Below are 17501 nucleotides of genomic sequence, written 5' to 3'. Positions count from 1 at the left end.
AACAGATCAGTTTATTGTCCGTCGACATTTGTCATTTCAGGCTCTTGATTACACCTTCAAATTCTTCACGCTCGTCGAATTTTTTCTAGTTTTGGTTTTGTAGCGATGCAACTCCCAAGTCATTTGAGCCACCTTATCAGCCATGACAACATGCTCTGACTCTAACTGCTCATTCTTAGTTTTGAGCCTTTTATTTTGTTCTAACACTTCCTAATATTTATCTTTTGAAACCTGAGTTTTTGACTTATTTTCCTTCGCCTTAACCACACCTACTTTCTTTGGATCTGAAAGGTACTTTTCTTTTTCTTCAAGCACCCTCTCCAACAACTCAGCATGATTCTTCAAAGAACCGTTAGACAGACCCGCACGTTTTTCGACAGCGAACGGACTAATCTTTTTCCCTTCCTTCAAAAGTGCATTAAAGGCGTTCTCTAGCTTTACAGCTACCGCTGCCATGCTTATACCTCTACTCTATGATGGCACATTTAGAGCTTACGAAACCTATCTATTATGCTATCGGGTACGCGTTCTTGATGGCAGATGACGATGAGGGTTTTGAACTTGGCATCTGCTTGATACCTAGAGAGTTAATCGAAGCCAAGAAAATCTTTCCCGTATTGATACGCGCTGACAGAATCAGTTACACACTTCAGGACACAGCCGTTCAGAATGGCTGGTACACCCGTTTCCAAAGTCACAACACACTACTCAGCTAAAGCCTCTTGTCGGTGTTGATGAAGAACAATGGCTTAAGGTGGCAGAAAACCTATTTGATAGCTCAACTCAAGGCGTGGACAATTACTTTCAGATGTTCCGAAGAAAGCTAATGCAGAAGCCGAAAAAGCCAAAGAACACGCTGCATTTCTATCTCGAAAAGCAGAAGAAGCTAAACTGGAGCAAGAGCGCTTAAAAGCTCAATTAGCATGGCGTAGACTATCAGAAGAACAGTCTAAAATTTTACACACCCATCTATCTAACAACCTAAAAGCGAATGTATGGGTATCATTTGTAAAAAATGATCCTGAATCTACGTTATATCGAGAGGAGATAAATTCCGTCTTAGTCTCTTCTGGTGTCAAAACAAAGTATTTTTCGGGGTATGAGATGGCCGTTGGTCTCTACATTATTGGGCCACCAAGCGAAGATAAAGCTCTACTTATCAAGGCTTTTAAAGATGCAGGGTTACAATTCGAAGTAAAACAAACGAATGGTTTCTCTGACGGTCAGTTACAAGTTCTTGTAGGTAGTAAGCCTCCCGTATTTTGATAGGTATAGTTAAAGATTGTATTTTATGAAAAATACCATTGTTGCTCTGACTTTATTGTGGGTGCTAGGTTTACGGTTAATACATCTGCCAAAATTTAGAGCAACCATCACAATTCATTGATAGTAAAGGTAATTTCAACATAACCCTACAATTAAAATGGAAACTAAAGAATGTAAGCTGTTGATTTTATTGATTAAACAAAGGGGGCTAAGTGACTTCTAGATCCCCCATAACTTATCAGCCTACCCTAATTAGGCTTGTTAAATGGCAAGACATTATTTGAGTGCTCGTATGCATCAACGATAAACTTAGGATCATCACAGCACTGAAACAAATTATACGTTAGCTCAGTTTGAGCAACCAATAATGCTGCCTTTTCAAACTTTAACTCGGCATTTGACTTAGTAAGTCTCACATTCTTAGTTGCCGTGGTTAATGCCGACTTGGTTGGCGACTTTACCTCTTTACGCTTAGGGGCAACACGCGCTTTTGCCTCCTTAATTCTCTCAATTAAGTCTGGGTAGTGGTATGCAGACCCATCCCCCATCCCTGCTTCAATTTCTACATTCTTGATGTTCAATCTTGCATTTGAAGGGAGAACTACCACATTGCCACTCAATAACCTCTCTAATGCAGACTCCAGTAGCTCCAAACCAGATTTCTTAACTTGCATAATCAACCCTTATACTCTTCAAATTCAACTCCAAAGGCTCGCATGACATGTTCCGCAGCTTTAATCTGACTCATGAAGTGAGAGTAAGAAACGGGCGAAATTGACCCACAATCACTTGCGAACTCAAGATGCGAAGTACAACGCTCGTGTAGTTTTATCCATTTATCCTTCAGCTCTTCTGGTATCAGTGTATGGTCACACTCCGATGCACAGAACGCCGCATTTACACTACCATCTTGGTCGCAACGGTAGCCATTAGTGCAATATGTAAGTCCTGAGTAATTTAACTGGATATCCCCACGTTCTATCAAGGCTTTAATGGATGAACGTGTACTGTAGATCTCTGGAACTTTGCCACTTTCTTTAAGCTTTGATATTTTCGCTGAGAAGCCCCCCATAAGCACCTTATCAGTGTTATAAGCATCAAAAAGTACATCTGCTGACATGTCGTTCTGAATCTCATTTACCAAGGTGTTAAGCTTAGTATCAACACGTAGCTCTTCATTCCTCGTTATCCGAGCGTAATTCGCATACCACTCGGTCATTTGCAGTGAGATATGCTTAAACTGCCGCTTTATAGCGGGTAGTGTTGCCAAATCGAAACGTAAAGCTAGTACAGCAAATGAGCGTCTCCATTGATGTGGAGTTAGATTCCACTCCATTCCAACATGCGCATCATTTTGTCGATCTCTATTAAGAGTACAGAACTCTTTGTAGTCAGCTTCGCTAAGGCAAACGCCTTTAACCAAATTTTCCACATGCCTTTCTTTTATACTGTATACGGTTTTAACACTCAGTTTACGAATACTCGAAAAAGTAACATACAGAGAGCGAGTGTTCAGGTTCATTATTGCCTTAATCTTACCGATAAACTTAATAATCCCATCACACATCTCAGAGCACACCCATTCATCGACAATATCTTCTGAATCTGACAACTTAGAGGTCTCCGCTGTCAAGGTGTGATAAACATCTTCACCTTCCGTGTAAGTTTGGAACGAACCATCATGAAGCCTAGCTAATTCATGGATTCTCATGCCAGTAAATGCCAGCAGCAATTGGTATGATGCGTTCAAAACCCTGTTGAGCCAACCACAGACGTTAATGGGATTATAGTCACCGTCAATGTAAGGTGACAAAGCGCTATTAAGTAGACAGCTTTCCGTAATGACCTGTCCACGAGGCTTCATGTAGTAGTTTACACCAACCGTGACATTAGCTTCTCCTTTCTCTCGTATTGCTTCTTCTCGACGCGATTTAGCCTTATCAAAGTGAGATCCATACTGCTGTGCTAGCATCTCAATCTCATCTAATGAATCTTTACCAGCCTTGTAAAGCTCCAACGCATTACCCAGAATAGTTGTAGCGATACCTAACGGGATGGCGAGCGTCTGTTTCTTTTCAAGACGTCCTGATGAGCAATATTTCTCGGTTAGAGCTGTCATGTTGAATTTTGGCAACTCACAAAGCCCCTCTCTGTGAGCAGAAAACGCCATCACATTAAAGGTTGAAAGCAATTCAGAGAGAGATGAATATGCATACTTACCATTAACGTGCTCTAAGTATTTCATTAATGCCGAGCGAGTGAACATATCTTTTGGTTCTATATCAGGTGGCATACAACCAATAATCGCCCTGACCCTTATAACAGCATTAAGGAAAGACACCTCCTTAACCATTCGTTTCTCTGCATCATCTGATCTGTACGTCCTTATAATTAAATGCCTGATCAGAAATGGTATGTTCGCCACTAAAGTCCTCGTAACCCTTACTTCGTCTAGAACCTTCTGATGACTTATCCATTTATCATCTTTTAATCTGCTCAAGCCATCCCCATGCAAATCAAAGGTGGTGAACAACTCAAGATCTAAGCTAGATTGAAAATCAGCTCTTACGCTGGCAACATCAAATGCTCGATTACTGGTCATGATTAATCCTCGTCCCAGTATGGGTGCAATCCATCATCAATTAATTTCTCTCTGGCTAACGTAAGAGTTTCCTCGGAAAATTTTCCTATGATAATATCTATCTTTTCAATCACTTCACTAAAGTTGTTTGCGAAATGCTCCCTATCAATGCTAAATATCTTCCCCTCAAGCAATTTTTCCTTGAATGACAAGAAGTTCCAAATATCATCGATAGAATCCACAATTGCAGCACTAGGGCAGTCAAAACAAGCTAATAAATCAGAACAAGCCAACACTCCAAAATTGCTTCTTTCAGCCTTCTTACTGAATGCACTAACTGTTGTAGGCTTTGTGCAGACAGTTCCCATTGGAGTGTTTGATTGAACGTCTAGAATTGGTATCAATGAAGCCTTATACAGTCTATCTTTGACCTCTGATGCTGTTACATCGTCTTCGATCGATAAGGCAACGGATTGAATCGCAGCAGCAACACCACCTAATGAAACTTTATGCTCCACAGGAGAGCCTTCAGAATAGTTTTTCATTACAACAGCAGGACTACTCCCTGAACGTTTGATCGCTGCAACAGTCCCACCTTTGCTGTGCTCAAGTGATATCTCAGTTTCGCGTATTCTCTGTGTTGTTAGTGTTTTTAAGCCTTCGATTTCCCCAGTTATAAAGTCAACTATACATGGGTTCTTAGCGTAAAAAGCGGATTGATTGTCCTTGGTGACTCTAAAGAGAAGATTGTCTGTAGGGATATCAAATAATTCGTGAACCTCTAGTAGATTCTGAATAACTCGGTATCCCGTTTTTTTTATTTTCAACTCTTCTGGGCTTGAGCTGTTCAGACTAGGCAAATCCATAGATAAATTCTTGTATATACCACGATTCTTTTGGGCTTTGAGATGAACCCACTCACCATGCTCATTATCGAACTCTACGTCACTGGTGCGAATATTGGTTAAAGTTGTGTCAGTCCATGCTGAGTAACGCGCTATAAGGTAATACGCAGTCGTATTTAATAGATTTATAGCAGCTCTTCTTGAAGAGAACCTGAGGTTTGAGTTACCCCCTACGTATTCATATGCCGACGTACTTGGTGATTTAATATATTGATAAGCTCTTCCGTGCAGTCTAAATAGAAGTCTCACTAACTTCTTATACCTTACGTCATCATACCCATTCACAGGGACACTAGAGACGCTTGGGAGCTTATTTACTGCTACTGACACGGCGTGTGGCAGACTAACCTCAGCAGCTTCGAAAGTTTTCAACAACCTTCTAGCTTTAGGCTTTGACTTAGAACTACCCTTAGCCTTCGCATCCACAGCTTTGTGAAGATTAGAAATGTAGTTAGCTAAATTGCCAGCATCGAAAAAATGACTGCTACATGTCTTTGCATAGTTCCTGATTGTACTAATGTACGCCAATAAGGTGTCACCAGATAACTCATCATATAAAGCTTTGATAGCCGTGAATAAAAGTCCAGCATCTTTCAGATGAGAGACATCATTACTCATATCAATTGTCTTGAAGCCAGCAGAACGAGTATTAATTCCTATGTAATGAGTTCCATCAGCAGCCCACATTACGCCTTCCTTAACGGATTGCGGCTTCTTATTGTTAAACATTGACTCAATTGGCGTTTGCGAAGCGTCATATTTAATACCCAAACGTTCAAACATCGACTTAACCGTACCAGTCACCTTATGATGCTTATCATGTAATATATACGCACTGACGGCTTCACCAGTCATTGGGTTTTGGTAATCGTTGTTTTCGCACCAAACAAAGTATTTCTTCAGATTAAAGAAAGCGGTTTTCTTGCCAGCATTATGTCTAGCATCTACATGACAGAATATTTCGGTCATGTATTGAGATCTGTGACTACACACAGCAGATTGGTCGAACTCATTGGGTACACCGAAGCAGACCAGCCTTCTAGTGTCAATTTCCGTTATTGGTCGCCCCTTATAGGGCGTGAAAGTAATTTTAAATTGGTTCTGGATCATGTTTAGTCTTTCAAAATCTCTTGTGTGTACAACTCTAATTCCATTGCAGACTCTCTTTTCACTTCTTGACTTTCAATGATGCTCATATACCTAAAAGTATCCTTGTCCAACTTATGACCAAGTATGCTTTTCACCTCATTGAATACCGCTGAAAACTTCATGCCTCTATCAAGTAATCGAGTCCCGTATTCAGTAGCAAAAGTCGCCCTTAAGTCGTGGTACTTGTGATTAAAGTCAACACCATGCTCTTGAAGAAGCTGTTGCCTAAGCTCGCTCATCCTCTTTGTAAGTTCATCTGAACGGAAAGGTGTTCCTCGGTTATTCAAAAACAACCTTGGATTATCCACTGCAAACTTTTTACCTAAGGCAAGTCGCTTATCTGAGGTTGCGTAGTCGCATAGGCGCTCATAAAGAGCGAACGGTATTTCAACTATACGTCTAACGCCGTTTTTAGTCTTAGTACCTTCGTTGCCACCCACTGAAACCACGACACTCTCCCGAGCGCTAAGATTTGCATTAGCGAAATCACCAGTGAAAAATGAGTAAGGAAGCGTCAGCGCTTCATTCTCACGCAACCCCATCAACAGTGAAACCTGAGATGCTAACACCATATGAGGCTTTCCAAGAATTGCCAGCCCAAGCTTGAATTGCTCGCGACCAAGCGCATTTATTGGCTTCAGCTCTCTGCCGCCATTTTTCTTGAAGGAGTCAGAGATACCACGTAACTTTTGTGGCAACTTCATATCACTCGTCGCAGCATAAAACCTTTTCTTACCTGAAGCAGTGTGCTTTTCAACTCTTCGAGTGTCTGTGACGAATGGTTGGTTGATATCGCTTATATCCAACACTCTTTCGTGGAAAGCCCATAAGTAAAACCTCTTCACAGCCCCTAGCCATTGGTTTCCTGTATCAAAGGAATAATCGCCATTTTTCACCTTATCCATAACATGCCTCTTGAATGCATATGTCGGACGCTGAAGTTTTGAACGAGGAAATACGTTCCAACAACAACCGTTATCCTTCAAGAATTGAAAGTATGCTTTCAGTCCCTTGGTTGTTGTCAGATTGTTCTCATGCATGAACGCTGGATCGGCAATCAAATCAATAAGAAATAGATTTACTGGAGTTATGGCGAGTCCCGTCTCTGAATCGTAAAGTATGTTGGATTTGATGGTTCGACAGCTAGTATCAAAATTAACAGAAGAAGTTATGTTGTTTGATTCATCTCGGCTTAGAACTGGAGTACCATCGACTCGTAGTTCAACCTCTAAATATTTTATACTCACTGCATGTCCCTAAAACAATTGAAGAATAATGATATCATCACTCCAGATTACAGGAAAGATAAGAGGTTAGGAGGGTTAGAGGAATATAAGAAGTTAGGAGGGTTACAAATCCGATATCACCTTTGATATCGGATTTTTGTATTTATATGTTTATGCCTTGTGTACTTGTGTACTTAGGATATATAACCTCAAACACCCTCAGATTTAATATCGTTAGACCAAGCTTCTGCTGCAAAATCAATAAACTGACGTACAACAGGGAGTTGATAGCTGCGTGATAGATACACCGCCCAAAGCACACTGCTCGGTGAAACAAAGTCTTCCAAAATCCGCTTCAACTTACCATTGGCAATCAATGGATTCGCTAAGTCACACGGTAATCGCACGATCCCTTTGCCATGCTGTGCGGCGCGGGTTAACACCCCAACATCGTTGGCTTTAATGGTGCCAGACACCTCAACCGAATAATGTTGGTTATCCTTAACAAAATCCCACTTAGAGACACTCAAATGGCGAAAGCAATTATGTTGTCGAAGTTCTTCAATCGTTTTAGGTTCACCGTGCTTGTCTAGATAAGCAGCAGATACACACACAACCGAATCAATTTCCATTAGCTTTCTGGCAATTAAGCTTTCATCAGGTTGATCGGTATATCGAAGTGCAATATCTATCCTCTCATCCACCAACTGAGTAAAACGATCCGAAGCAAAGAGTTCTACCGTAATATTTGGATGACGCTCAGTGAACTGCTCGACCACATCCAATAACATGTTTTGAGTTAAACCAATCGGCGCTGCGATTCGAATTGTTCCGGAAAGAGCATCGGTTTGATTCAGTGCGGTCACTTCTAACTCCGCCGTTTCATGGAGTATTTTCTCGCAGCGCTGTAAGGCAATCTCTCCTGCCGCGGTCAAACTCACCTTACGAGTGGTTCTGTGCAACAATCGCTGTTTTAGCCACCCTTCGATCTCTTGAACATGGCGTGAAACCTGTAAACGGCTCATATCCAAATGCTCAGCTGCTTGAGTGAAGCTGGCACAATTTGCGACTTCAACAAAGCTACGCATCGCCGTCAATCTATCCATCACACTTTTCCTTATCCACTGAACTAAGCCTATTAGATAACTATATAGATATAATCTACATCATTTTACGATATTTATCGCAATCTAGTGAGCTATTAGACTGCAATGGCTGTCGAGAAACAGACTCAATAAATTAGATAATTGGAGAGACATTATGAAAATTGCAGTATTAGGCGCATCAGGTTGGATTGGTAGTCACATCGCTCAAGAAGCTCGATCTCGTGGTCACGACGTGGTTGCTGTTGTAAGAGATGCAAGCCGTGTAGAAATCAGCGATGTTGAGGTTCGTTCATTTGATTTACAAGATGAAGCAGCCAGTCTAGCGACGTCTTTCTCAGGCGTTGATGCGGTTATTGCTTCGATTGGCGGACGTGCTCTAGGTAATCACGACATCGTAAAAAGCACAGCAATTAAGCTGCTTGATACACTGCCAAGCATTGATATCGAACGTCTACTTTGGGTAGGTGGTGCGGGTTCATTAGAAGTAGCGCCAAACGTACCGTTAGTTACCGTTCCGGACTTTCCAGCAGAGCATAAAAACGAAGCGCTAGCACAAGGTGAAGCGCTTGAAGTGTTCAAACAGTCTAACAGCGAGGTTAACTGGACGTTCATTAGCCCAGCAGCAGAAATCTTCCCTGGCGAGAAACTATCAACCTACCGTACCGGTGGCGACCAATTGCTCACCGACCAAGACGGCAACAGCAAAATATCCGTTAGCGATTACGCTATTGCGATGATTGATGAACTCGAAGCTGGCAAGTTCCCACGCCAACGTATTGGTGTCGCTTACTAGTCAGCTCATATATAAAAACTAAAAAAAGCCGCTTGTTCAAAACAATGCGGCTTTCTCGTCTTTATATTGAGCATTCCTTTAATCCAATGGCAGATGCCCTGTTTTCACTAAGATAACGGTCTCTTCTTCCACATAAGGGAAATGCTCGCTCATATGCGGGCTGCGCATCCATGTGTGTTTTGGATACTCACCATGTTCGTCTTTAAAGGTGCCAGAAAGTACAAATATCTCTTCACCGCCAAAGTGACGATGTGGCTGAAAACGTTCACCAACTGGCCACTTCACTAACGCGACATGCTCGTGTTCGAACTCATGCAGCGGCATCACTTGTAAGCCACCAATACCAGGTAACCATTCCGTTTCTAGCGTATTGATGCGAACTTGAGTTAAGTCTCTCGCATCAAACTGGTTGAGCTTAACCAAGATCGTGCAGCCATTTTTGCTTGATGGAGAATGCGCGCTGCCCGGCGGGTTACGAATGTAAGTACCTGCAGGGAAGTCTCCTGTTTCATCAGAGAATACACCGTCCAATACGAAGATCTCTTCGCCTTGAGGATGCGGGTGCTCAGAAAACGAAGATGCAGGATCGTACTTCACCACACTGGTTGTATGGCCCGATTCTTTCTCTTCTCTTTCAAGCGGCTTACGCCATACCCCTTTAGCTGGGCTCGCGATCCAATCTAACGGTTCAGTTTCTATAACCAGTCTCTTTGAAAAATCCATGTTGAACATAATGGCGACCTTACTCTTGCTATCGTTTTAATTATTATTGTTGTCTTTCTAGTTTCTATTCTACGCGAATACTCACCAAGGAGGCCATCTCACTGCTGTTTTGCCTACGCGACAGCCACCTAAAAGGAATCCTAATTAATTACGACCAGCAATCACACCACCATCAACATCCCAGATTGCACCCGTTACCCAATCAGCACAGTCTGACAATAAGAAAGAGATGCTATTGGCGATATCTTTCGGCAAACCTACTCGACCAATAGGGTGGAACGCGTTGAAGCCTTCTAACGCTTGATCCACTTCTTCCGGCTTAATGAAAGATTCGTAGATCGGCGTTTTAACCACAGCCGGGGAAACTGCATTAACACGAATGTTATGCTCAGCCAATTCCATTGCCATGTGTTGTGTTAATGCGTGCAGGCCAGCTTTAGCCATTGAATAGGCAGAAGATGGCGTTGCTTTGATTGCTTGCTTACCCCACATAGAGCCAACGTTAACAACACTGCCGCCGCCGTTCTTGATCATCAACTTGCTTATCGCTTGAGTAATGAAGAAGGTTGCTTTATTGAGCTGCATGTATTGCTCGTAATCAGATTCTTGGTGCTCAATAAACGCTTTAGGGTTGAAGTAACCTGCAGCATTAACAAGATAACCAATACCTTCTTCGAGCGACTCTAAATGCGCAATAAGGCGAGACACACTCGCATCATCATAAAGGTTAGCTTGCCAACCAGAAGCGTGGCCTAGTGATTGAAGTTCTGACACCGCTTTATCTAACTTAGTTGGGTTATTGCCGACAACCAACACATGGATGTTTTGAGCGACTAATTGCTTCGCTGTTTCAAAGCCCATACCGCTTGTGCCACCGATAATTACTGCAATACCATTTTTAGTGAAGTTCATTTTGTTATCTCCTAAGTCATGTGAACGTGGTAATCTTAGGCCTTGAACTAACACTATGAATAGTAAGTACAAATCGGTTAGGTAGGTACTTATTGGTACATCTTTATGAAAAATCAGGAAAACTTTTTTTCAAGAAAATCAGCACCAGAGCGCTCAGCTCGCATGGTAGAAACCATCTACGGCTGTAAATGGTCGCTAACGGTTTACCAATTACTGGCAAATGGCATTAATCGCCCTGGTGAAATGGTGCGCTCGGTCGAAGGGTTATCGACCAAGGTATTGAATGAATGCTTGAAGCGAAATGTGGAGTTTGGGATTTTAGATAAGCAGATGTTCAACGAACTGCCACCAAGAGTTGAATACCAAGTGACGCCGTTCGGCGAGAAGTTCTTGTTGATTCTAGACCAGCTGGAAAACCTACAAAACGAAATCGACGAGATGTAGCGCAAACCAGTCAAACGGATAGCAGAAACAGCAAACACACTTAGCTCACGGGCATTTGCTCAAAGCGACCTTTTACGAAATCAATGAAGGTTCGAATTCGACTTGGTTGATAGCGGTCTCGATGGTAGATCGCTGAAAAGTCCACTTTTGGCACCACCCACTCATCAAACACCTGCTCTAGTTGTCCGTCGTTCAGTTCTTGCAAGCAATAGATGGTTGGTACACGAATAATCCCGTTACCCGACTTCGCACCTTGCACCAACACTCGGCCATTTTTACATTGCAGCCTGCCCGTAACATGCACATCGACCGTTTTCTTGGTGTCGTCCAACGCTTGAAAACTCCACTTACGCACCGAGCCTGTTAAGCAATCATGATGGATAAGGTCCTTAGGGTGATTTGGCTTTCCTTTGCGAGCGAAATACTCAGGGCTTGCCAGTGTCCCCATCTCTATGTCCAACAGCTTTCTTGCGATAAAGCCCGCGTCTTCTAGGCTTCCCATGCGAAAAGCGATATCGAAAGCATCTTCAATCAAATCAACTCGGTTACTACTGAAATCAAGGCTAATGCTGATGTCTGGGTAGAGCTGCATGAACTCATTGACCAGATCCGCGATGATCACTTCACCAAGATAGCCACCAACACAGTTTACTTTTATGTCGCCGCGCACTTCTTCGACATCGTCCACAGCAGCGATCAAGGCTTGGTCTATATTATCTAAAGCTTGTTCACATCTCGCGTACAGATCTTGCCCTGCGTGAGTCAACCTCAAGGTTCGAGTAGTGCGGATAAAAAGCGTTACACCCATCTGCTTCTCGAGGCTACTCACTTGGCGTGATACATGGGAGCGCGAGACATCAAGCTCCTCCGCCGCTTTAGTGAAGTTACCTAAACGAGCAATAAGCACGAAAGAACGAATATCAGATAGGTTAATTTGATTGAGCATAGTCGCCAACTTACTTGTGAAATTTGAAAATGATGAAGCTATAGAGTTATGACGCTATAAAGCTAAAACGTGAATACCTTTATTGTCGCACCACAGCAACAGTGTTTCAAGTAAAGCGCTATATATCAACAATGTTATTTTCTTTAATATACCTCCATTGCAACGAAGCAAGGCAACAAGCACTTGATTCGAATGCACTTAAACAATGCGTCGTAGCCAACCGACGCAATTAAAGTACAGAGGAAATAAAATGAAAAAACTAATCGTAATTACAGGTGCAAGCTCTGGTATTGGTGAAGCAATCGCTCGTCGTCTAAGCGATGAAGGTCACCCTCTTCTACTTTTAGCTCGTCGTGTTGACCGCCTTGAAGCGCTGAACCTACCAAACTCACTATCAGTGAAAGTAGACGTAACAGACAAAGCGTCTTTTGATGCAGCAATCGCACAAGGTGAAGAGAAATTTGGCCCTGTAGACGCGCTTATCAACAACGCTGGTGCAATGCTTCTTGGTCAAATCGATACTCAAGACGCTCAAGAGTGGAAGACAATGTTCGACGTGAACGTAATTGGTCTTCTAAACGGCATGCAATCTGTACTTGCTCCGATGATGGAACGTAATACAGGTACTATCATCAACATCAGCTCTATCGCAGGTAAAAAAACATTCCCAAGCCACGCAGCTTACTGTGGTACTAAATTCGCGGTACACGCTATTTCTGAGAACGTTCGTGAAGAAGTGGCTGCTTCAAATGTTCGTGTTACGACTATCGCACCGGGCGCTGTAGAAACTGAGCTTCTGTCGCACACTACCTCTCAAGAGATCAAAGACGGTTACGATTCTTGGAAAGAAGACATGGGCGGCGTACTGGCAGCTGACGATATTGCTCGCGCGGTATCATTCGCTTACCAGCAACCACAGAACGTTTGTATCCGTGAAATTGCTCTAGCGCCAACTAAGCAACAGCCATAGAAGTTAATTATCACGCATATATTTGTGATGCATAAATAGAAAGCGCCACTACTGATTCAGTAGTGGCGCTTTTGTTTTTATTGAGTCTAGCTACAAGCAGTAACCGTGATTAAAACTCAACGCGATAAACTGACGTGCTACCACTCACTTCGTTGCCAACCGCAATAAAGTGGTTACCAAAGCGAGTGAAATACTTGATTGACTCAGGGCCTAGGTCACCTGCTTTCGAGTTGTAAGTCTCGTTGTCGCAATCACCGTCTTCATCAACCTTAGTGCACACTGGTTGTGTAAAGTCTCGGTTGTTCAAGTAGCTGATGAAACTTGCATTTTTAGGCTGTGTTACGTCGTAAACCATGATGCCACCTTGGCGCTCAAGTCCAATAAAAGCATACTGCTTGCCGTTAATCTCAGCCACTTCGATAGCTTCAGGTTCTACCCCTTTATCATCGCTGCGATCGTCACCGCTTTGGTTGTTATCATTGGTGCTGTTGAAGTTTGCAGGATCTTGCTCAAGTACGATTCGAGCAAAATCATCGCCACTATCAAACACTAACTCACCCGACTCATCCCAGATAGAGAAAGAGCGGCTACCGAATGCTTGAACCTTTTGGTCGGCGGCAAGTGTCCCTTGTGGCTTAATCACCTTAAGGCGAGCCAGTTGCTTATTATCTTTCAATGCACCTGCCAATGGGTGGTTAGCGTCAACGTCTAGCTTCTTGCCACGCACTTCATCGATATAAGCAATACAAAAGTCTTTTTCTGTGGTGTAGTTTTCGGTGCCTTGGTAATCGTCACCATCCCACTCAAAGCCTTTGTCATCACACATTTGTTGTGTCGTTTTGATGCCATATTCACGGCCATCACCTTCGTTCGCAGTCACAATGTAGGTGTTCCCATCAACACTGTAGCTGGTGATGCTGTCTGATATGTAAAGGCCTTCTAACATTGCGTAGCTTTGTAGATTACCGATGTTTTTGTCTTTGTTCGACGCATCTAACTGAGCGGTATCCCAAGGCTTTCCACCTAATCCCAAAATCGCATCCACTTCTGCACTCGCCACGTCAATTGCTGCCAATGCATTGTTCTCTTGCAGCGCTACGTAAAGCTTTCCGTTATCAGCAAACGTTAAGTATTCCGGTTCAAGGTCTTGAGCAACGGTTGCATTAGGCGCTGAGATTCGAACCTTGTCGGTTAGTTCTGCATGGCGTGGCTGGCCTTGGTTAAATGCCTTAAAATCAATCTGCGTGACTTTCGCTTGCAAAGGACCATTGGTTAGATCCACCAACGTTACTGAACCTTCAGGGTCAATGCTGTAATCCGCATTCGGCTCTCCTTCATTTGCTGATGCTATGTAACGGCCATCCTTAGAAAAGCTCACCATGTCTGGCAATGCGCCAGCTGTGTAAGTGGTGATAAGCTCTAGCGTGTCTGAGCGATACAGAGCAATGATGCCATTTTGTTGCTTGTCGGCGTTTTCAATCGCGACAGCAACTAAACCCTGATGAGTCGATACACTGTTCGCAGCACCGATAGTAATACCAGAAGCCGCAGCGGCTGATTGAAGGTCGATAGAGCCCTCAGAGGTTGGTGCGCTGTCAGCGTTCATCGACAACACATCGACTTTCTGTGCTTGAGCGTTAACCACATAAAGCTTGTCGGTACATGAATCGTAGCTGACGATTTCGGCTGCAGAAGTATCAAACGGAGCGTCAGCAATAGCACGACCAACCAGACTGATTCCGGTTACCTCAGCATCACTCGCGATTGGCTGTTGGATGGATTGGCATTGAAGGCTAAAAGCATTAAGTGACGTTTGAGACTGCGTAGCAGTTGTTGATGATGTTGCCGACGTTGAAGTTGACTGCGAACACCCTACTAGAGCAGAACTTACCGCGATAGGCAGTAATAATGTCAGCTTATTAAATTTACGATTCATATATCCTCCATGATTTGAAACGCGATCATAGAGGGCTGTTATGACAGTTATCTTTCTCTTTTATCAACAATAAATGACGACAATCAGTTTGCTTCACCCATAACAACAGTAAGTTAGATTGAGTATTTCATTAACAAACAAGCAAAAAAAACGCCCAAGCTGGCTGGTGCTTGAGCGCCTTTAGTAAACTGAATAGGTGGATTAGAAGTTGTAACCACCACCGATCATGAATACCCATGGGTCGATATCAACATCTGTTGAGTATTGTGTTGTCGTCCCATTAACAGTCTGCTTGTACTTAGCTGTAGTACCAATATCTGCATACCAAACTGATGCGTTTAGGAACCAATCTTCATTTATCATGTAATCAATACCGATGTTAGCCGCCAAGCCCCAAGAATCGTCAAGAGATAGGTCACTTAAGCCTGCACTTTTACCCGTGCCATTCAAACTTTCATCGAAAAATACCGTGTAGTTGATACCCGCACCCACATAAGGACGGAAGTCGCTGTTCGCTTGACCGAAGTAGTACTGAACCATAAATGTTGGTGGAAGGTGCTTAGTGTCAGCAACTTTGCCTAAGCCATTTACAGAAATATTGTGTGAGAATGGGCTCGCTGCTAATACTTCAAAACTGATGTTGTCAGTGAACATGTAGCCGAAAGTAAGACCAAGTTGAGTATTTGAATCTACTGAAAACTCAAGGTCTGAGTTGTCTAGAACAGCGCCACTGCTATCGTTTGGAGACACTGTTGCTGCACCTGCACGGATGATGAAATCACCTTCTTTATGAGCAAGAACATTGGTTGACATAAGAGCCGCAATAACCGCAATACCACATACTGTTTTTTTCATTATAATTTCCTTTTGAGGGCTTCATTTCATTGGTGAATGAGTAATCATTTCTTATTTTGCGTGCAAGGTAGCATATAATAACCCTACTTTATTGATGGAAATCAATTTGTGAAAACTTGTGATTATTTATGTAAATTTATATCGACTCGATCACTTTATTGCCTCATTTTATTGACAATTTTGTAATGCAACTTTCCCGTGCGTCATGCCGTTAAACTCACCGCCTCAATCTTGCTCGGACCTTTTGGATCAAAATGGAGCAAGCCAACATTTCGTGCGCATCAATTTGGTGCGGTCTCGTATTATTAGCTCATACCTCGCTTAATATTCAATAGGTTACATTTGGCTTAGTGCTTGCAAGTGTATGTTCATAATCATAAATACATGAGGTTCTGACCATGCAAGACACTCTAACGATCGTTCTGGCCGGCGGTGTTGGCTCTCGGCTTTCTCCCCTCACCGATAACCGTGCAAAACCTGCGGTGCCCTTTGGTGGCAAATATCGAATCATCGATTTCACACTCGCGAACTGCCTGCATTCTGGACTTCGCCAAATTCTGGTACTGACTCAGTACAAGTCTCACTCTTTGCAAAAACATTTACGTGATGGTTGGTCGGTGCTTAACCCCGAGCTCGGCGAATACATCACCAATGTTCCTCCACAAATGCGAACGGGTGATAGCTGGTATAGCGGAACAGCCGATGCGATTTATCAGAACCTGTATTTGCTTTCTCGCAGCGAAGCGAAACATGTGGTGGTGTTATCAGGCGACCATATTTATCGTATGGACTACGCGCCAATGCTCAAACAACATAAACAGAGCGAAGCCGACTTAACGGTGGCTTGTATGGAAGTTTCGATTGATGAAGCCAAAGAGTTTGGCGTTATGGAAATCAACGAATCGCATCAGATAAACAACTTCACAGAAAAGCCCCGTTATCCTGCCTGCGTACCCGGAAGGCCAACACGAAGCATGGCTTCAATGGGGATTTATATTTTCGATAAAGAAGTGCTTACACAAGCACTATTGGCGGATGCAGAAGATCCAAATTCCAGCCACGATTTCGGTAAAGATGTGATACCTAAATTGGTAGGGGATAAAAGCGTTTATGCCTACAAATTTGGAGACACCGAAGGCAGAGTTACACAAGATACTTATTGGAGAGACGTTGGTACCCTCGACTCTTATTATCAAGCCAATATGGATTTACTAAAGCCAGTTTCCCCTATCGATTTATACCAACCCGATTGGGCAATCCGCACTTACGAACCTCAATTACCACCCGCTCGAACCATCGCTTCAGTTGAAGGGAATCAAGGGATCTTCATCAACTCGATGATCGCAAATGGTGTGGTGATAGAAGGTGGTTCAGCGCAGAACTCCATCTTTTTCCCAAAAGTTAAAGTCAACAACGCGGCCATTGTTATTGACAGTATTCTGTTTGAAGATGTTGAAATTGGGAAAAATTGTCATATACAAAACTGCATCATCGACAAGCATGTGAAAGTGCCTGATGGTACCCAAATAGGTATTGATAGTAGAGCGGATTCAGAACGATTTCATATATCAAAGAAAGGCGTGATTGTGGTGCCCTCTTCTTACCAATTTGAAGAGTAATCTTGGTCATTGTAATAGCTTTTCTTTAAACGAAAAAAGGCAGCGAATTCGCTGCCTTCTTAGTAATTCA

16 protein-coding genes are annotated in these 17501 nt (G+C 43.0%); 5 read left to right on the top strand and 11 right to left on the bottom strand.

From position 1 onward, the window contains the following. Positions 1–210 precede the first annotated feature (210 nt). Positions 211–456 (bottom strand): hypothetical protein, encoded by a 246-nt coding sequence (locus AC3CHU_RS20280; protein ID WP_241910761.1) that lies wholly within the window; start codon positions 454–456, stop codon positions 211–213. Positions 457–1104: 648 nt separating this feature from the next. Between AC3CHU_RS20280 and AC3CHU_RS20275 the strand changes: the two genes are divergently transcribed. Beyond that, positions 1105–1266 (top strand): hypothetical protein, encoded by a 162-nt coding sequence (locus AC3CHU_RS20275; protein ID WP_488525515.1) that lies wholly within the window; start codon positions 1105–1107, stop codon positions 1264–1266. 248 nt (positions 1267–1514) lie between these two features. On the opposite strand, the gene AC3CHU_RS20270 is transcribed toward AC3CHU_RS20275, so the two are convergent. From AC3CHU_RS20270 to AC3CHU_RS20250, 5 genes are all read right to left on the bottom strand, one after another. Continuing rightward, a complete protein-coding gene (locus AC3CHU_RS20270) occupies positions 1515–1940 on the bottom strand; it encodes a hypothetical protein (protein WP_102518179.1) in 426 nt (141 codons plus the stop codon). 2 nt (positions 1941–1942) lie between these two features. Further along, the gene (locus tag AC3CHU_RS20265) at positions 1943–3868 is read right to left on the bottom strand and encodes a hypothetical protein (RefSeq protein ID WP_488525514.1); all 1926 of its coding nucleotides are present in this window, start codon (positions 3866–3868) and stop codon (positions 1943–1945) included. Between the two features lie 2 nt (positions 3869–3870). Next, complete coding sequence (locus tag AC3CHU_RS20260; protein ID WP_488525513.1) at positions 3871–5721, bottom strand: hypothetical protein; 1851 nt, start codon at positions 5719–5721, stop codon at positions 3871–3873. Positions 5722–5864: 143 nt separating this feature from the next. Further along, a complete protein-coding gene (locus AC3CHU_RS20255) occupies positions 5865–7148 on the bottom strand; it encodes a hypothetical protein (protein WP_488525512.1) in 1284 nt (427 codons plus the stop codon). 188 nt (positions 7149–7336) lie between these two features. Next, a complete protein-coding gene (locus AC3CHU_RS20250) occupies positions 7337–8233 on the bottom strand; it encodes a LysR family transcriptional regulator (RefSeq protein ID WP_488525511.1) in 897 nt (298 codons plus the stop codon). 154 nt (positions 8234–8387) lie between these two features. Here AC3CHU_RS20250 and AC3CHU_RS20245 point away from each other — a divergent pair, with 154 nt between their 5' ends. Next, the gene (locus AC3CHU_RS20245) at positions 8388–9026 is read left to right on the top strand and encodes an NAD(P)-dependent oxidoreductase (RefSeq protein WP_488525510.1); all 639 of its coding nucleotides are present in this window, start codon (positions 8388–8390) and stop codon (positions 9024–9026) included. A gap of 78 nt (positions 9027–9104) precedes the next feature. Here AC3CHU_RS20245 and AC3CHU_RS20240 read toward each other — a convergent pair whose 3' ends face one another. Next, on the bottom strand, positions 9105–9758 hold the full coding sequence (locus AC3CHU_RS20240) for a cupin domain-containing protein (RefSeq protein WP_488525509.1): 654 nt from the start codon (positions 9756–9758) through the stop codon (positions 9105–9107). A 135-nt stretch (positions 9759–9893) separates the two neighbouring features. Further along, positions 9894–10661 (bottom strand): SDR family NAD(P)-dependent oxidoreductase, encoded by a 768-nt coding sequence (locus AC3CHU_RS20235; RefSeq protein ID WP_488525508.1) that lies wholly within the window; start codon positions 10659–10661, stop codon positions 9894–9896. Between the two features lie 105 nt (positions 10662–10766). Here AC3CHU_RS20235 and AC3CHU_RS20230 point away from each other — a divergent pair, with 105 nt between their 5' ends. Further along, on the top strand, positions 10767–11105 hold the full coding sequence (locus AC3CHU_RS20230) for a winged helix-turn-helix transcriptional regulator (protein WP_004733017.1): 339 nt from the start codon (positions 10767–10769) through the stop codon (positions 11103–11105). Positions 11106–11145: 40 nt separating this feature from the next. On the opposite strand, the gene AC3CHU_RS20225 is transcribed toward AC3CHU_RS20230, so the two are convergent. After that, positions 11146–12051 carry a LysR family transcriptional regulator gene (locus AC3CHU_RS20225; protein WP_050643751.1) on the bottom strand — a complete coding sequence of 302 codons (906 nt, stop codon included), beginning with the start codon at positions 12049–12051 and terminating at the stop codon, positions 11146–11148. 250 nt (positions 12052–12301) lie between these two features. Here AC3CHU_RS20225 and AC3CHU_RS20220 point away from each other — a divergent pair, with 250 nt between their 5' ends. Continuing rightward, positions 12302–13021 carry an SDR family oxidoreductase gene (locus tag AC3CHU_RS20220; protein ID WP_004733012.1) on the top strand — a complete coding sequence of 240 codons (720 nt, stop codon included), beginning with the start codon at positions 12302–12304 and terminating at the stop codon, positions 13019–13021. 109 nt (positions 13022–13130) lie between these two features. Here the strand turns inward: AC3CHU_RS20220 and AC3CHU_RS20215 are convergent, their stop codons facing one another. Next, positions 13131–14957: a choice-of-anchor I family protein gene (locus AC3CHU_RS20215; RefSeq protein WP_488525507.1), complete on the bottom strand. Its 1827-nt coding sequence runs from the start codon at positions 14955–14957 to the stop codon at positions 13131–13133. Between the two features lie 201 nt (positions 14958–15158). Then, the gene (ompW, locus tag AC3CHU_RS20210) at positions 15159–15812 is read right to left on the bottom strand and encodes an outer membrane protein OmpW (RefSeq protein WP_065105261.1); all 654 of its coding nucleotides are present in this window, start codon (positions 15810–15812) and stop codon (positions 15159–15161) included. Positions 15813–16210: 398 nt separating this feature from the next. On the opposite strand from ompW, the gene glgC reads away from it, so the two are divergent. Beyond that, positions 16211–17431: a glucose-1-phosphate adenylyltransferase gene (glgC, locus tag AC3CHU_RS20205; RefSeq protein ID WP_171312105.1), complete on the top strand. Its 1221-nt coding sequence runs from the start codon at positions 16211–16213 to the stop codon at positions 17429–17431. Positions 17432–17501: the final 70 nt, after the last annotated feature.

This window comes from Vibrio sp. QJM3NY_39 (genome assembly GCF_057785895.1).
The sequence above is the reverse complement of the archived record's forward strand: the minus strand, read 5'-3'. Positions and strand labels throughout refer to the sequence as shown.